This is a genomic window from Streptomyces sp. NPDC052701, assembly GCF_040678355.1.
GTDB lineage: Bacteria > Actinomycetota > Actinomycetes > Streptomycetales > Streptomycetaceae > Streptomyces.
Map to the genome: position 1 here is coordinate 74,355 of NZ_JBFATO010000005.1, position 16,337 is coordinate 90,691.

13 protein-coding genes are annotated in these 16,337 nt (G+C 72.8%); 10 read left to right on the plus strand and 3 right to left on the minus strand.

Features of this window, described 5'->3' with window-relative positions:
- Nucleotides 1–19 precede the first annotated feature (19 nt).
- The 3 genes from ilvN to serA all read left to right on the plus strand — a co-directional run bounded on the left by ilvN (nucleotide 20) and on the right by serA (nucleotide 3,519).
- Entirely contained in the window at nucleotides 20–544 is a 525-nt protein-coding gene (ilvN, locus tag AB0L29_RS08700) for an acetolactate synthase small subunit (protein ID WP_365824799.1), read from the plus strand.
- Nucleotides 545–662: 118 nt separating this feature from the next.
- Nucleotides 663–1,661, plus strand: a complete 999-nt coding sequence (gene ilvC / locus AB0L29_RS08705) for a ketol-acid reductoisomerase (protein WP_365824801.1) — start codon at nucleotides 663–665, stop codon at nucleotides 1,659–1,661.
- Between the two features lie 268 nt (nucleotides 1,662–1,929).
- Nucleotides 1,930–3,519, plus strand: a complete 1,590-nt coding sequence (gene serA, locus AB0L29_RS08710) for a phosphoglycerate dehydrogenase (RefSeq protein WP_365824803.1) — start codon at nucleotides 1,930–1,932, stop codon at nucleotides 3,517–3,519.
- 595 nt (nucleotides 3,520–4,114) lie between these two features.
- On the opposite strand, the gene AB0L29_RS08715 is transcribed toward serA, so the two are convergent.
- Nucleotides 4,115–5,386, minus strand: a complete 1,272-nt coding sequence (locus AB0L29_RS08715; RefSeq protein WP_365825153.1) for a helix-turn-helix domain-containing protein — start codon at nucleotides 5,384–5,386, stop codon at nucleotides 4,115–4,117.
- A gap of 165 nt (nucleotides 5,387–5,551) precedes the next feature.
- Here AB0L29_RS08715 and AB0L29_RS08720 point away from each other — a divergent pair, with 165 nt between their 5' ends.
- Nucleotides 5,552–6,478: a proline dehydrogenase family protein gene (locus tag AB0L29_RS08720; RefSeq protein WP_365824805.1), complete on the plus strand. Its 927-nt coding sequence runs from the start codon at nucleotides 5,552–5,554 to the stop codon at nucleotides 6,476–6,478.
- Between the two features lie 36 nt (nucleotides 6,479–6,514).
- Entirely contained in the window at nucleotides 6,515–8,146 is a 1,632-nt protein-coding gene (pruA, locus tag AB0L29_RS08725; protein ID WP_365824807.1) for an L-glutamate gamma-semialdehyde dehydrogenase, read from the plus strand.
- Between the two features lie 132 nt (nucleotides 8,147–8,278).
- Here the strand turns inward: pruA and AB0L29_RS08730 are convergent, their stop codons facing one another.
- Nucleotides 8,279–9,226, minus strand: coding sequence for an NADP-dependent oxidoreductase (locus AB0L29_RS08730; protein WP_365824809.1), 948 nt, complete (start codon nucleotides 9,224–9,226; stop codon nucleotides 8,279–8,281).
- Between the two features lie 52 nt (nucleotides 9,227–9,278).
- Here AB0L29_RS08730 and AB0L29_RS08735 point away from each other — a divergent pair, with 52 nt between their 5' ends.
- Nucleotides 9,279–9,809: a GNAT family N-acetyltransferase gene (locus tag AB0L29_RS08735; protein ID WP_365824811.1), complete on the plus strand. Its 531-nt coding sequence runs from the start codon at nucleotides 9,279–9,281 to the stop codon at nucleotides 9,807–9,809.
- 266 nt (nucleotides 9,810–10,075) lie between these two features.
- A complete protein-coding gene (locus AB0L29_RS08740; protein WP_095534071.1) occupies nucleotides 10,076–10,207 on the plus strand; it encodes a hypothetical protein in 132 nt (43 codons plus the stop codon).
- A gap of 49 nt (nucleotides 10,208–10,256) precedes the next feature.
- Here the strand turns inward: AB0L29_RS08740 and AB0L29_RS08745 are convergent, their stop codons facing one another.
- Nucleotides 10,257–11,810, minus strand: coding sequence for a metallophosphoesterase family protein (locus AB0L29_RS08745; protein WP_365824813.1), 1,554 nt, complete (start codon nucleotides 11,808–11,810; stop codon nucleotides 10,257–10,259).
- A 145-nt stretch (nucleotides 11,811–11,955) separates the two neighbouring features.
- Here AB0L29_RS08745 and AB0L29_RS08750 point away from each other — a divergent pair, with 145 nt between their 5' ends.
- From AB0L29_RS08750 to cimA, 3 genes are all read left to right on the plus strand, one after another.
- Nucleotides 11,956–12,999 (plus strand): 3-isopropylmalate dehydrogenase, encoded by a 1,044-nt coding sequence (locus tag AB0L29_RS08750; protein ID WP_365824815.1) that lies wholly within the window; start codon nucleotides 11,956–11,958, stop codon nucleotides 12,997–12,999.
- 251 nt (nucleotides 13,000–13,250) lie between these two features.
- Nucleotides 13,251–14,339 carry a branched-chain amino acid aminotransferase gene (locus AB0L29_RS08755; protein WP_365824817.1) on the plus strand — a complete coding sequence of 363 codons (1,089 nt, stop codon included), beginning with the start codon at nucleotides 13,251–13,253 and terminating at the stop codon, nucleotides 14,337–14,339.
- Nucleotides 14,340–14,730: 391 nt separating this feature from the next.
- Nucleotides 14,731–16,335: a citramalate synthase gene (gene cimA / locus AB0L29_RS08760; RefSeq protein ID WP_365824819.1), complete on the plus strand. Its 1,605-nt coding sequence runs from the start codon at nucleotides 14,731–14,733 to the stop codon at nucleotides 16,333–16,335.
- The last annotated feature ends 2 nt before the right edge of the window (nucleotides 16,336–16,337 follow it).

The window sequence follows — 16,337 nt, forward strand, 5'->3', positions numbered from 1 at the left end:
AGGAAAAGGAACGAGACCCATGTCCAAGCACACGCTCTCCGTCCTGGTGGAGAACACGCCGGGCATCCTCGCCCGGATCGCCGCCCTGTTCTCCCGCCGCGGCTTCAACATCGACTCGCTCGCGGTCGGCGTCACCGAACACCCCGACATCTCCCGCATCACCATCGTGGTGAACGTCGAGGACCTGCCGCTGGAGCAGGTGACGAAGCAGCTCAACAAGCTCGTCAACGTGCTGAAGATCGTCGAGCTGGAGCCGTCGCAGGCCGTGCAGCGCGAACTCGTCCTGGTGAAGGTGCGCGCCGACAACGAGACGCGCGGCCAGATCGTCGAGATCGTCCAGCTGTTCCGCGCCAAGACGGTCGACGTCTCCCCGGAGGCCGTGACCATCGAGGCCACCGGCTCCGGCGACAAGCTGTCCGCGATGCTCAGGATGCTGGAGCCGTACGGCATCAAGGAACTCGTCCAGTCCGGCACGATCGCGATCGGCCGCGGCGCCCGCTCGATCACGGACCGGTCGCTGCGCGCCCTCGACCGGTCGGCGTGACGACGGATCCGGGCGGCCGGGCGACGCCGGCCGCCCGGATACCGAGACCCCGAACCCCGCCTTCCGCCCGCCGTCATACGGTGGGACGCAACACCTGCACCCAAGGAGAGAACCCAAAGTGGCCGAGCTGTTCTACGACGCCGACGCCGACCTGTCCATCATCCAGGGCCGCAAGGTCGCGGTCATCGGTTACGGCAGCCAGGGCCACGCCCACGCCCTGTCGCTGCGCGACTCGGGCGTCGACGTGCGCGTCGGCCTGCACGAGGGCTCCAAGTCCAAGGCCAAGGCCGAGGAGCAGGGCCTGCGCGTGGTGACCCCGTCCGAGGCCGCCGCCGAGGCCGACGTCATCATGATCCTCGTCCCGGACCCGATCCAGGCCCAGGTCTACGAGGAGCACATCGCCCCCCACCTGAACGACGGCGACGCCCTCTTCTTCGGCCACGGCTTCAACATCCGCTTCGGCTTCATCAAGCCCCCGGCCGGCGTGGACGTCTGCATGGTCGCCCCGAAGGGCCCGGGCCACCTGGTGCGCCGTCAGTACGAGGAGGGCCGCGGCGTGCCCTGCATCGCCGCCGTCGAGCAGGACGCCACCGGAAGCGCCTTCGCCCTGGCCCTGTCGTACGCCAAGGGCATCGGCGGCACCCGCGCCGGCGTCATCAGGACGACCTTCACCGAGGAGACCGAGACCGACCTCTTCGGCGAGCAGGCCGTGCTGTGCGGCGGCACGGCCGCGCTGGTCAAGGCGGGCTTCGAGACGCTGACCGAGGCCGGCTACCAGCCGGAGATCGCCTACTTCGAGTGCCTGCACGAGCTGAAGCTGATCGTGGACCTCATGTACGAGGGCGGCCTGGAGAAGATGCGCTGGTCGATCTCCGAGACCGCCGAGTGGGGCGACTACGTCACCGGCCCGCGGATCATCACCGACGCCACCAAGGCCGAGATGAAGAAGGTCCTCGCCGAGATCCAGGACGGCTCCTTCGCGCGGCAGTGGATGGACGAGTACCACGGCGGCCTGAAGAAGTACGAGGAGTACAAGCAGCAGGACTCCGAGCACCTGCTGGAGACCACCGGCAAGGAGCTGCGCAAGCTCATGAGCTGGGTCGACGAGGAGGCGTAGGCCTCCCGCCCGAAGGGGCCGGAGCGCACCGCTCCGGCCCCTTCGGCGAACCCCGGGTAACGCCTGGCAGGACGGCGTCGTCCACCCCGTCCGGCCACGGACGGGTGATCCTTCCGCGGAGGCGTGAGACGATCCGCGCCGCGCCACTACACTGCTGCACAACATACGCGTCAGGCCCACAGCGTCGTGCGTCTTCCACGCGGCCACCACCCCTGCACCGCCTGCGGCCGTCGGGACGGCCGTCCGCAACGGACATGCGAGGACTCACGTGAGCTCGAAACCCGTCGTACTCATCGCCGAAGAGCTGTCACCCGCCACCGTCGACGCACTCGGGCCGGACTTCGAGATCCGCCACTGCAACGGGGCGGACCGGGCCGAACTGCTCCCGGCCATCGCCGACGTGGACGCGATCCTGATCCGTTCGGCCACCAAGGTCGACGCCGAGGCGATCGCCGCCGCCAACAGGCTCAAGGTCGTCGCGCGAGCCGGCGTCGGCCTGGACAACGTCGACGTCTCCGCCGCCACCAAGGCCGGCGTGATGGTCGTCAACGCCCCCACCTCGAACATCGTGACCGCCGCCGAGCTCGCCTGCGGTCTGATCCTCGCCACCGCCCGCAACATCCCGCAGGCCAACGCGGCACTGAAGAACGGCGAGTGGAAGCGCAGCAAGTACACGGGCGTCGAACTGGCCGAGAAGACCCTGGGTGTCGTGGGTCTGGGCCGGATCGGCGCCCTCGTCGCACAGCGCATGTCCGCCTTCGGCATGAAGGTCGTCGCCTACGACCCCTACGTGCAGCCCGCGCGCGCCGCGCAGATGGGCGTGAAGGTGCTGTCGCTGGACGAGCTGCTGGAGGTCTCCGACTTCATCACCGTCCACCTGCCCAAGACCCCCGAGACGCTGGGCCTGATCGGCGAGGAGGCGCTGCGCAAGGTCAAGCCGAGCGTGCGCATCGTCAACGCCGCGCGCGGCGGCATCGTCGACGAGGAGGCGCTGTACTCCGCCCTCAAGGAGGGCCGGGTGGCCGGCGCCGGTCTCGACGTGTACGCCAAGGAGCCGTGCACGGACTCGCCGCTGTTCGAGTTCGACCAGGTGGTGTGCACCCCGCACCTCGGCGCCTCCACCGACGAGGCGCAGGAGAAGGCCGGCATCGCCGTCGCCAGGTCGGTGCGGCTCGCCCTCGCCGGTGAGCTCGTGCCGGACGCGGTCAACGTCCAGGGCGGTGTCATCGCCGAGGACGTCAAGCCGGGCCTGCCGCTGGCCGAGCGCCTCGGCCGGATCTTCACCGCGCTCGCCGGCGAGGTCGCGGTCCGCCTCGACGTCGAGGTGTACGGCGAGATCACCCAGCACGACGTGAAGGTGCTGGAGCTGTCCGCCCTCAAGGGCGTCTTCGAGGACGTCGTCGACGAGACGGTGTCGTACGTCAACGCCCCGCTGTTCGCCCAGGAGCGCGGTGTCGAGGTGCGGCTGACCACCAGCTCGGAGTCGCCCGACCACCGCAACGTCGTCACCGTGCGCGGCACGCTCGCGGACGGCGAGGAGGTGTCGGTCTCCGGCACGCTCGCCGGCCCCAAGCACCTGCAGAAGATCGTCGCGGTCGGCGACTACGACGTCGACCTCGCGCTCGCCGACCACATGGTGGTGCTGAAGTACGAGGACCGGCCGGGTGTCGTCGGCACCGTCGGCCGCATCCTCGGCGAGGCGGGCATCAACATCGCCGGCATGCAGGTCGCCCGCGCGACGGTGGGCGGCGAGGCGCTGGCCGTGCTGACCGTGGACGACACGGTGGCCTCCGGGGTGCTGGCCGAGCTCGCCGCGGAGATCGGGGCCACTTCCGCCCGCTCGGTGAACCTGGTCTGACCCGTCCGACGCGAACGCCGGGCGAGCCGAGGCGATCGGCTCGCCCGGCGTTCGCGCGGGCGCGCCCGCCGCACGGGACGCGTGCGGACCGGGGCGGCGAGACCGGGGAACACCGGCGGCGGCAGGCGCCACAGCGCCGCATCGAGGGGACTTCGGCCGAGGACGGACTGCGGGTGCCACCCGGTGGAGCGGGCCGGTCCCGTCGTCCCGGACGCGGTGACGAGGGCGAGGACGACGGCGGGGCCGGCCGCCTCGCGCTGCTCGGCGAGGCCCCGCGGCACCTGGTCACGCGGTCCTCGTCGAGCGCGGTGGCGGGTTCGCCGACGGCCACGGTCCCGGTTCGCCTGCCGTCGCCACGGCGGTCGAGGACAGGCCGCGCACGGCCTCGGTCCCGCCGGAGGCGACACACGGGTCGCGTGCCGACGGCAGGACGTGCCGGGTGAGGTCCACCAGGCGGTCGCGCCCATGGCCCGCTGGGCGGCCGGGCCGGCGGCGACCGTCCCGAACCGCGGCACCGGCGGCGGCAGGACCCGCCGTGGCCCCCGGCCCCGGCGGCGGCAGGACCCACCGTGACCCCCCGGCCCCGGCGACAGGGTCACAGCGCGCGGGCCTTGAGCGCCATGTGCAGCAACAGCCGGTCCTCCCCGTCGTCCAGGTCCAGGCCGGTGAGCTTCTCCACGCGGGAGAGGCGGTAGTAGAGGGTCTGGCGGTGGATGCCCAGCTCGGCGGCGGTGCGGGCGGCCTGCCCGGCGCAGTCCAGGTAGACCTCGGCGGTGCGGGCGAGTTCGCGGTGGGCGGGGGACAGGAGGGGGCCCACGGCCGGGTCGTGGGCGGCGCCCGGGGGAAGGGCGGTGAGCAGGCGGAACGGGCCGATCGACGTCCACTGGGCGACCGGGCCGAGGCGCGGCTCGGCCCGTGCCGCGCGGGCCGCCGCCGAGGCCTCCCGCCAGGCCGCGCCCAGCTCCGCGAGCCCGGTGCGCGGGGCGGCGATCCCGGCGGCCGGGCCGGGCGGCGCGGCGGTGCCCGCGGCTCCCCCGGCGCGGGACCCGGGGCCGGCGGCAAAGGCCGTCCCCGTCCCGCGGGCCCGCTCCAGCAGCCGCGCGGCCGCCGTCGTCGCCGGTGTCAGGACGTCCGCCGAACGCAGCCGCAGCAGCAGGGCCAGACACTGCTCGGTGGTGCCCCAGGGCACCGTGCACAGCGCCGTCGCCCCCGGCACCGTGCGGACCGAGGGGGCGTCGTCGGGGTCGGCCGAGGGCCAGGGGGCCACGCACACCACCGTGTGGAGGACGTCGGCGCGCGCGCCCAGCGCCGTACGCAGCTCCGCCACCGCCATGTCGTGCCGCCAGTCCCGCTCGGCGGTCAGGACCGCCCGCAGCTCCCTGCTGAGGTCGGCGCCGTGCTGTGCCTCGTTCGCCAGCAGCGCGCCGATCCGGGCCGTGACCCGCATGGCGGCGGCCAGCTGCGGCTCGCCCGGCCCCGGGTCGCTCTCCAGCAGCCAGACGTAGCCGAGGACGACGCCCCGGTGGCGCACCGGCAGGCAGACGCGGCCCCGGTACACCCCGGCCTCCGGCGAGGGCGGGATGCGGACCGGGCCGGTGGCCCGGGTGATCCCGAAGCCCTCGAACCAGGCCCGGACGGCCGCCGTCGAGCGGCGGGTGAGGATCGAGCGGGTGCGCACCGGGTCCAGCGCGGACGGGTCGAGGTCGCCCTCGCTGTCGTACGCGCCGAAGGCGATCAGCTCGAAGTCGCGGTTCTCCAGGGTCGCGGGCGCGCCGAGCAGCGCCGAGATCTCGTCGACCAGCTCCTGGTAGTCACCCGCGTAGTTGAAAGGCGCAGCGTCCGGCGTCACCCCGGCATTGTCCCGCACCACCGCACGGCCTTCATACACCTGTCTGAGATCGGTGGCACGGATGCGTGACAGCTGTCGATGGCCGACGATCGGAGGGATCCTTAAGTTTCACGGTGGTTCTCCGTGCCGTACCCGAACGGTCGGGTGTCGGCCTTCTGGTGCTTGTGTCTGTGGAGGTGCCCCGTGCTGGGTCCCGTGATTCTCGCCGCGTCGCGCAGCGACCGGATGCGTCGTCTGATCTCGGCGGCCCCGGGGACCAGGCAGGTCGTCGACCGCTTCATCCCCGGCGAGACGGTCGACGAGGTCCTGCCGATCATCCAGGACCTCACCGGCAAGGGCCTGGAGCTGACGATGGACGTCGTCGGCGAGGACATCACCACCCCCGAGCAGGCCGCCGCCGCCCGCGACGCCTACCTGGAGCTGATCGACCGGCTCAAGCCGCTTCAGCTCGGCACCCGCGCCGAGATGTCGGTGAAACTGTCGATGTTCGGGCAGGCCCTGGCCGGCGGCCACGAGCTGGCCCTCGCCAACGTCCGCCCGGTCGTCGAGGCCGCCGCGGAGATCGGCACCACGGTCACCCTCGACGCGGAGGACCACACCACCCTCGACTCGATGTTCGCCATCCACGAGGAGCTGCGGAAGGACTTCCCGCAGACCGGCTGCGTCATCCAGGCCTACCTCTTCCGCACCGAGGCCGACGCCCGCCGCCTCGCCGACAGCGGCAGCCGCGTCCGCCTGGTCAAGGGCGCCTACAAGGAGCCCGCGTCCGTCGCGTACCAGGACAAGCACGAGATCGACAAGGCGTACGTCCGCATCCTGAGGACCCTGATGGACGGCGAGGGCTACCCGATGATCGGGTCCCACGACCCGCGCCTGATCGCCGTCGCCCAGGAGCTCGCCCACCGCGCGGGGCGCAAGCTCGACGAGTACGAGTTCCAGATGCTGTACGGCATCCGGTCCGAGGAGCACCTGCGGCTGGCCGCCGAGGGCCACCGCATGCGCGTCTACACCGCCTACGGCACCGACTGGTACGGCTACTTCATGCGCCGCCTCGCGGAGAAGCCCGCCAACCTGCGCTTCTTCGCCCGCTCGATCCTCACCAAGGGCTGAGCCCGAACCACCGCTCACTAAGGAGTTACGGACACCATGGACGCTGTGACCCAGGTCCCCACCCCCGTCAACGAGCCGGTGCACGGCTACGCCCCCGGCTCGCCCGAGCGCGCCCGGCTGGAGGCCAGGCTCAAGGAGCTGGCCGACAACCCGATCGACCTGCCCTGCACGATCGGCGGCGAGAAGCGGATGGGCGGCGGCGAGGCCTTCCAGGTCGTCCAGCCGCACAACCACAAGGCCGTGCTCGGCACCTACCGCAACGCCACCCGGCAGGACGCCCAGGACGCCATCGACGCGGCCCTGGCCGCCGCGCCCGCCTGGCGCGCGCTGTCCTTCGACGACCGTGCCGCGGTCTTCCTGCGCGCCGCCGAGCTGCTGGCCGGCCCCTGGCGCGAGACGATGGCCGCCTCCACCATGCTCGGCCAGTCCAAGACCGCCCAGCAGGCCGAGATCGACACCCCCTGCGAGCTCGTCGACTTCTGGCGCTTCAACGTGCACTACGCCCGCCAGATCCTGGCCGAGCAGCCCCCGGCCAACTCCCCGGGCGTGTGGAACCGCCTCGACCACCGCCCGCTGGAGGGCTTCGTCTACGCGATCACCCCGTTCAACTTCACGGCGATCGCGGGCAACCTGCCGACCGCGCCCGCCCTCATGGGCAACGTCGTGGTGTGGAAGCCGTCCCCGACGCAGACCCACGCCGCCGTGCTGCTGATGCAGCTGCTGGAGGAGGCCGGTCTGCCCAAGGGCGTCATCAACCTCGTCACCGGCGACGGCATCGAGGTCTCCGAGGTCGCCCTGAACCACCGGGAGCTGGCCGGCATCCACTTCACCGGTTCGACCAAGACCTTCCAGTACCTGTGGAAGACGGTCGGCGCCAACATCGAGAAGTACCGCGCCTACCCGCGCCTGGTCGGCGAGACCGGCGGCAAGGACTTCGTCGTCGCCCACCCGTCGGCCGACCGCGCGGTGCTGAAGACCGCCCTGACCCGCGGTGCCTTCGAGTACCAGGGCCAGAAGTGCTCGGCGACCTCCCGGGCGTACATCCCGGCCTCCATCTGGAACTCCGGCTTCAAGGAGGAGTTCGCCGCCGAGGTCGACGGCATCAAGATGGGCGACGTCACCGACCTGTCCAACTTCATCGGCGCCGTCATCGACGAGCGCGCCTTCGCCAAGAACAAGGCCGCCATCGACCGCGCCCGGCAGGACCCGGCCTGCACGATCGTCGCGGGCGGCACCTACGACGACTCGGTCGGCTGGTTCGTGCGCCCGACCGTCATCGAGTGCACCGACCCGGAGAACGAGGTGTTCCGCACCGAGTACTTCGGCCCGATCCTCGCGGTGCACGTCTACGAGGACGACAAGTACGACGAGATGCTGACCCAGATGGAGTCGGTCTCGGACTACGCCCTGACCGGCTCGGTCATCGCCAACGACCGCGCCGCCGCCGCCCACACGGCCGACAGGCTGCGCTACGCGGCCGGCAACTTCTACATCAACGACAAGTCGACCGGCGCGGTGGTCGGCCAGCAGCCCTTCGGCGGCGGCCGTGCCTCCGGCACCAACGACAAGGCCGGTGCCCCGCAGAACCTGCAGCGCTGGACCCTGACCCGCGCGATCAAGGAGACGCTGGTCCCGCCGACGGACTACACGTACCCGCACATGGGCTGAGCCCTCGCGACGCCGACGGGCCGGGCCGCGCAGGCCCGGCCCGTCGGCGTGTCCGGGGCCCGGTCGCCGGGCGGGCTCCCCGCGGTGGCCGCGGCGAGTTCGCCGAAGGCGCGCGCACGCGGCCGGGGCCGGTCAGTTGGCCGGGACGAGCACGACGGCGCCCCGCGCGCGTCCCGTCTCGCCCAGCTCGTGGGCCCTGGCGGCGTCCGTGAACGGCGGCGTCGCCGCCACGTGGACGCGGATCCGCTGGTCGGCGAGGAGGCCGGCGACCCGTGTCAGGCGCTCGTCCGGGGCGTCCGCCTCCACGACCGCGCACCGTACGCCGCGGGCCTCCGCGTCCTCGGGCGCCAGGCCCGGGTCGGCCGGTACGGCGCAGAGCAGCAGGCCGCCCGGGTGCAGGGTGCCGAGGGCGCGGGGACCGTGGTCGCCGCCGACCAGGTCGAGGGCCGCGTCGAGGCCGTGGACGGTCCCGGCGAGGTCGGCGGCCGTGTCGTCGACGAACGCGTCGGCGCCCAGGTCCCGCACGAAGCCGTGGTCGTCGGCACGGGCGGTCCCGACGACGTACGCGCCCTGCGCCTTGGCCAGCTGGACCGCCACGTGCCCCGCGCCGCCCGCCGCCGCGTCGATCAGGACGCGGCTGCCCGGGCCGACCCGGGCGGTCTCGACCAGGGCCTGCCAGGCGAGCAGCGCCGCGGTCGGCGCGGCGGCGGCGTGCACGTGGTCCAGCCCGTGCGGCTTGGCGGCGAAGCGCCCGGCGGGCGCCGCGACGTACGTGGCGTGGCCGCCGCCGTCGATCCGGCCGAAGACCTCGTCGCCGGGCCGGAACCGGGTGACGCCCGCCCCGGCCTCCACCACCTCCCCGGACACGTCCTGCCCGGCCGTGAACGGCGGCTCCCCGTACCGCGGCACCGCCCCCGAACGCGCCAGCCAGTCCGCCGGGTTGACGCTCGCCGCGCGGACCCGGACCAGGACCTCGCCGGCAGCGGGCCCGGGGCACGGGCGCTCCTCGGTCTCCAGCACGTCCGGTCCGCCGAAACGGTGCTGGGTGATCACCTGCACGCGGGGCCGCTGCGCCGACATCGGGTCTCCCTCCGAAAGCCGGACCTTTCCATCCTGCTCGCATACTGGGGCGATGACCACCCGACTGCGCACGGCCCACACCGCGGACCTCACCCCGGCGGAACTCCGCGCCGTCCGCGGCCTGTTGCACGACGCCTTCGACGGCGACTTCTCCGACGACGACTGGGACCACACCCTGGGCGGCGTGCACGCCCTGGTGGACGACGGACGCGGGCTCGCCGCGCACGGCGCCGTGGTCATGCGGCGCGTACGGCACGGGGGCCGCTGGCTGCGGACCGGATACGTCGAGGGCGTCGCCGTCCGGCTCGACGCGCGGCGCACCGGGCTGGGCGGCCGGGTCATGGACGCCCTGGAAGGGATCATCACCCGGGCCTACGCGTTCGGGGCGCTCTCCGCGAGCGACGAGGGCGCCCGGCTGTACGAGGCGCGGGGCTGGCGGGCGTGGGACGGGCGCGTCCTCGCGCTCGGCCCGGACGGGGTGGTGCGGCTGCCGGAGGAGGAGGGCTCCACCTACCTGTGGCCCGCGCCCCCCGGAGCCGGCGACGAGCTGGTCTTCGACTGGCGGGACGGCGACGTGCTCTAGGCGTCACCGCAGGCCAGGCCGGTGGGGGCCACCGCGCCGTCTCAGATAGTAGGAAGTCCGAGTAATTGTGGAGACAGATGCCTTCTCCTCGCCTACGTTTGTAGGAGCCGAACGTCTCGCCGACCCAGCGACTGGCGGTCGTGAGCCGGGCCCCGTGCAGGCAACCCCTGCGGCACCGCTCCCCGCCCCATCTGGGGGCCCCGCCCACGCCCATGAGGCGGTGGGGGAGTCTCGCACCTCCCTTTCCTCGAAGGAGCCGATCTCCCATGGCCGAGACGACCGTCCGCCGCCGCGTGCGCCACGCCTCCCGTACGAGTGAGTCCGACCGCAAGAACGCCGCCGCCGCCCTCCAGCGCGCCCTCGACCGCCGGGACAACGGCGGCTCGACCGGCCACTGAGCCGCCCCGTACCGGGAGCCGCACCCGCGCTTCGGGGTGCGGCCCGGCCTCACCCGCCGCGCCGCACCTCGAAGTGGTCGATCCGCTCGCCGCTCTGCGCCAGCGCCGACACCTCCAGCCGCGGAGCCGCACCGCTCACCGCCTCCACCGCGAGGAACGAGAAGCCGGTGTAGCGCACCCGCGACCACCCCACGGTCTCGTCCCTGCGGTCCCTGGACCGCGTCCACCGGAAGGACGCGACCGACTCGCGGTCCCTGACGTGTCCCTCGTAGCTGTCCCGCACGCCCGCGGGGAAGCCGTAGAGGGTCTTGCCGCCCCCGCCGGCGGTGACGTACACGATCCCGTCCCGCCGCGGGTCCGTCGACCCGCCGATCGGCACCGGCCTGCCGACCTCGCCGTTCCTGACGGCGTCGGTCCGCTCGTAGACGTGGTTGTGCCCGTTGATCACCAGGTCCACCTGGTGCCGGGCGAACAGCGGCACCCACTCGGCGCGCACCCCGCCGTCGGAGGCGTGCGTCGACGTGGAGTACGCGCAGTGGTGGAAGAAGACGACCACGAAGTCGACGTCCCGCGCCGCCCGCAGCTCGCCGAGCGTGCGGTCCAGCCACCGGGTCTGCCTCCCCTGCGTGTAGCCGAAGTTGGCGGGGATCTCGTACGACACGTCGTTGGCGTCCAGCGCGACCACGCCGACGTTGCCGTACGTGAACGCGTACACGCCCGGTGCCGTGCGCGGGTCGAAGCCGCTGTCCGGGAGCGAGAAGCGGGCCAGCTGGCCGCCGTAGCCGTCCGGCGAGTACCAGGCCTCCATGTCGTGGTTGCCGGTCGTCACCATCCACGGCACCGACCCGGCCACCGGTTCGGTCTGCTTCAGGAACAGGTCCCACTGCGTGGCGTCGAACGCGTCCGAGTCCTTGCCCCGGCCCGTCGGGTTCGCGTAGCAGATGTCGCCGGCGTGGAGGTGGAAGGCGGGGTTCTGGCGCAGCAGCACGGGGTTGTTGGCCGCCGCGTCCCCGCTGACTCCCTGGTCGCCGAAGGCGGTGAACACGAACCGCTCCGGCGGCGCCGCGGGTGCCGTGCGGAAGGAGTGCACCGTCGGCCGGCGCCCGGGCGAGGCCGGGTCGAAACCCTCGTGGCCGACGCCGTAGTAGTAGGTCGTGCCCGGCCGCAGGCCGTCCAGGGCCGCGTGCAGGTAGTACTGCTCGACCGCCGGCCGCACCCCCCGCACCCCCGGCGTGTGCAGGTCGCGCAGCTCCGCCGCCACCTTGGCCCCCAGGTCGTCGGGGCGCAGGCCGACCCGCACGAACGGCGCGCGCACCGCGAGCGGCACCTGCCAGGAGACGCGCATCTGCGTCTTCGGGTCGGCGCCGAAGGCGAGATGGCGTCCGAAGGGGATGACGGCCGAGCCCGGGGCCTTCGAGGTGGCCGGTGCGGGCCGGTCCGCACCGGCCGCTCCCGAACACCCGGTGAGCAGTCCGCCCGCCACCGCCCCCGCCGTCACCAGCGCGCGGCGCCGGGACAGTCGCGTCCGCAGGTACTCGTGCTGCTCCGCCATGCTCATCCGCTGCGCGAGCCGGGGCGGGATGCCGAAGTCGGGGATCTCCATGGCAGGGAACTTCCCAGCACAGGCCAACAGCCGCCCCACCCACGGGTGAACGGCAGCCGACGCCCCGGCGCGCCGCCCTGTCACCGCATGTCCGCATCGCGGACAGTGTGTGTCATTCCATGGGACGAGGAGTAGGGTGCCCGGCATGTCTCGCAGCCTCAATCTCGCAGTGATCCCCGGTGACGGCATCGGCCAGGAGGTCGTGGCCGAAGGCCTGAAGGTCCTCTCCGCCGTCCTCCCGCAGGATGTGAAGCTGGAGACCAAGGAGTACGACTTCGGCGCCCGGCGCTACCACGCCACCGGCGAGACCCTCACCGACGCCGACCTCGACGCCCTGAAGCGGCACGACGCCATCCTGCTCGGCGCGATCGGCGACCCGAGCGTCCCCTCCGGCGTCCTGGAGCGCGGCTTCCTGCTCAAGCTCCGCTTCGCCTTCGACCACCACGTCAACCTGCGCCCGTCCAAGCTCCTGCCGGGGGTGGACACGCCGTTGAAGGGTGCGCCGTCCATCGACTTCGTGGTGGTCCGCGAGGGCACCGAGGGCCCGTACACCGGCAACGGCGGCACCATCCGCAAGGGCACGCCCCACGAGGTCGCCACCGAGGTCTCGGTCAACACGGCCTTCGGCGTCGAGCGCGTGGTCCGCGACGCCTTCGCCCGCGCCCAGGCCCGCCCGCGCAAGAAGCTGGCGCTGATCCACAAGAACAACGTGCTGACCTTCGCGGGCCACCTGTGGACGAACGTCTTCGCCAGGGTCGCCGAGGAGTACCCGGAGGTCACCACCGAGTACATGCACGTGGACGCGGCGACCATCTACCTCGTCACCCAGCCCGAGCGCTTCGACGTGATCGTCACCGACAACCTCTTCGGCGACATCATCACCGACCTCGCCGCGGCCGTCTCCGGCGGCATCGGCGTCGCCGCGAGCGGGAACATCAACCCGTCCGGCGAGTTCCCCTCGATGTTCGAGCCCGTCCACGGCTCGGCCCCCGACATCGCCGGCCAGGGCAAGGCCGACCCCACCGCCACGGTCCTGTCCGTCGCCCTGCTGCTGCGCCACCTCGGCCACGAGGCCGAGGCCGCCCGGATCGAGGACGCGGTCGCCGCCGACCTCGCCGAGCGGGTCGGCCGGCCCGCCCGCAGCACCTCCGAGATCGGCGACGCGCTCGCCGTACGAGTAGCCGGCTGACCCGCCGCGCTTCTCCTGTCACCCACGAAGCCGCCGGGCCCCTTCCGCGCCCGGCGGCTTCCCCCTGTCCCCGCCGGGTGCCACCATCGACCCCCGGGCCGCATTCACCCCGATTTCTTCCACGGCCTCCGCTTGCGATAATCGAACGCGGAGCCGCCGACAGAGGGAATGCTCGGACGTCCCAGCACCGGCCACCGGCCGTACGGGCGTGAACGCGGCCCGTCACTACAACCGGTGAAGGACATCAACCCATGACGACGCCCACGATCGAGCTCAAGCCCTCCGCCAGCCCGCTCGCCGACGCCGAGCGCGAGGCGATCCTGGCCAACCCCGGGTTCGGCCGCCACTTCACCGACCACATGGTGACGATCAGGTGGACCGAGGGCCGCGGCTGGCACGACGGCCAGCTCGTGCCGTACGCGCCGCTCTCCCTCGACCCGGCCACCACGGTCCTGCACTACGCGCAGGAGATCTTCGAGGGCCTCAAGGCCTACCGCCAGCCCGACGGCTCGGTCGCCATCTTCCGCCCGGAGAAGAACGCCGAGCGCTTCCGGAGCTCCGCCCGCCGCCTGGCGATGCCCGAGCTGCCGGTCGAGACGTTCATCGAGGCGTGCGGCGCGCTGGTGCGGCAGGACAAGGCGTGGGTGCCGGCGCACGGCGGCGAGGAGTCCCTCTACCTGCGCCCCTTCATGATCGCCACCGAGGTCGGACTGGGCGTGAAGCCCGCCAACGAGTACCTCTTCGTGGTCATCGCCTCCCCGGCCGGCGCCTACTTCCCCGGCGGCGTCAAGCCGGTCTCCATCTGGGTCTCCGAGGACCGCGTGCGCGCCGTCCCCGGCGGCATGGGCGACGCCAAGACGGGCGGCAACTACGCGGCCTCCCTGCTCGCCCAGGCCGAGGCCGCCAGGCAGGGCTGCGACCAGGTCTGCTACCTCGACGCCGTGGAGCACCGGTGGGTCGAGGAGCTCGGCGGCATGAACCTGTACTTCGTGTACGGCGACAGGATCGTCACGCCGACGCTCACCGGATCCATCCTGGAGGGCGTCACCCGCGACTCCCTGCTGACCGTCGCCCGCGACCTCGGCTACCGGGCCGAGGAGGGCCGGATCTCCGCCGACCAGTGGCAGCGCGACTCGCAGGACGGCACCCTGACCGAGGTCTTCGCCTGCGGCACGGCGGCCGTCATCACGCCGGTCGGCACGGTCAAGCGCGCGGGCGCCCAGTGGCGGCAGTCGGGCGGCGAGCCCGGCGAGGTCACCCTGAAGCTCCGCCAGGCCCTCCTCGACATCCAGCGCGGCACGGCCGAGGACAAGCACGGCTGGATGCACCGCCTGGGCTGAACCGTGCCCGGCGGTCCGCCGCCGGGCACCGGCCGTGCCCGGCGGCGGGCCCGGGCCGGACCGCCGCCCGCGCCCGGCCCCGCGCCGGCCGGCGCACCGCTCGCATCCTGAGACGGACGGCGAGCACGGGGACAACGTGTGCCAGACTGCCCCCGTGCTCTCGTTCGCCACGATTATTGGCAGCAGGCGCGCCGGTCCGCAGTGACCGCACGTACGACCAGGTACGGGCGGCCACCGTCGTCCTCGACCCGCGCGCAGACCTCTCGCACCCGCGAGGGGTTTTTCGCTTTTCTGGCCCATCCGCAGCCGGGAGCGAAAGCGCGAGGGGCCATGGGGACGGTGGAGCCGGTCATTCCGGTAGACCGAGATCCCTCACAGGAGCCTTCAGACCATGACCGCAACCAGCGAGCTCGACGATTCCTTCCACGTCTTCGACACCACCCTGCGCGACGGCGCGCAGCGCGAGGGCATCAACCTCACCGTCGCGGACAAGCTGACCATCGCCCGGCACCTGGACGACTTCGGCGTGGGCTTCATCGAGGGCGGCTGGCCCGGCGCGAACCCGCGGGACACCGAGTTCTTCGCCCGGGCGCGGCAGGAGATCGACTTCCGGCACGCCCGACTCGTCGCCTTCGGCGCCACCCGCCGGGCCGGCGCGACCGCCGCCGAGGACCCGCAGGTCAGGGCACTCCTGGAGTCGGGCGCGCAGGTCATCACGCTGGTCGCCAAGGCGCACGACCGGCACGTCGAGCTCGCCCTGCGCACCACCCTGGAGGAGAACCTGGAGATGGTCCGCGACACGGTGTCCCACCTGTGCTCCCAGGGCCGCCGGGTCTTCGTCGACTGCGAGCACTTCTTCGACGGCTACCGCGCCAACCCCGAGTACGCCAAGGCCGTCGTACGGACCGCCGCGCAGGCCGGCGCCGACGTCGTCGTGCTGTGCGACACCAACGGCGGCATGCTCCCGGCGCAGATCCAGGCCGTGGTCTCCACGGTCCTCGCCGACACCGGCGCCCGGCTCGGCATCCACGCCCAGGACGACACCGGCTGCGCGGTCGCCAACACCCTCGCCGCCGTGGACGCGGGCGCGACCCACGTGCAGTGCACCGCGAACGGCTACGGCGAGCGCGTCGGCAACGCCAACCTCTTCCCGGTCGTGGCGGCCCTGGAACTGAAGTACGGCAAGAGGGTCCTGCCACAGGGGCACCTGCGCGAGACGACCCGCATCTCGCACGCCATCGCCGAGGTCGTCAACCTCACCCCCTCCACCCACCAGCCCTACGTCGGCGTCTCCGCCTTCGCGCACAAGGCGGGCCTGCACGCCTCCGCGATCAAGGTCGACCCGGACCTGTACCAGCACATCGACCCCGAGCTGGTCGGCAACACCATGCGGATGCTGGTCTCCGACATGGCCGGCCGCGCCTCCATCGAGCTCAAGGGCAAGGAGCTCGGCATCGACCTCGGCGGCGACCGGGAGCTCGTCGGCCGGGTCGTGGAGCGGGTGAAGGAGCGCGAGCTCAAGGGCTACACGTACGAGGCCGCCGACGCCTCCTTCGAGCTGCTGCTGCGCGCCGAGGCCGAGGGCCGGCCGCTGAAGTACTTCGAGGTGGAGTCCTGGCGCGCGATCGTCGAGGACCGCCCCGACGGCACCCACGCCAACGAGGCCACCGTCAAGCTGTGGGCCAAGGGCGAGCGCATCGTCGCCACCGCGGAGGGCAACGGTCCGGTCAACGCCCTGGACCGCGCCCTGCGCGTCGCGCTGGAGAGGATCTACCCGCAGCTCGCCCGGCTGGAGCTGGTCGACTACAAGGTCCGCATCCTGGAGGGCAAGCACGGCACCCGGTCCACGACCCGCGTCCTGATCTCCACCTCCGACGGGGCGGGGGAGTGGTCGACGGTGGGCGTCGCGGAGAACGTCATCGCGGCGTCCTGGCAGGCCCTGGAGGACGCCTGCACCTACGGCCTGCTGCGGGCGGGGGTGGAGCCGGCCGCGTAGGC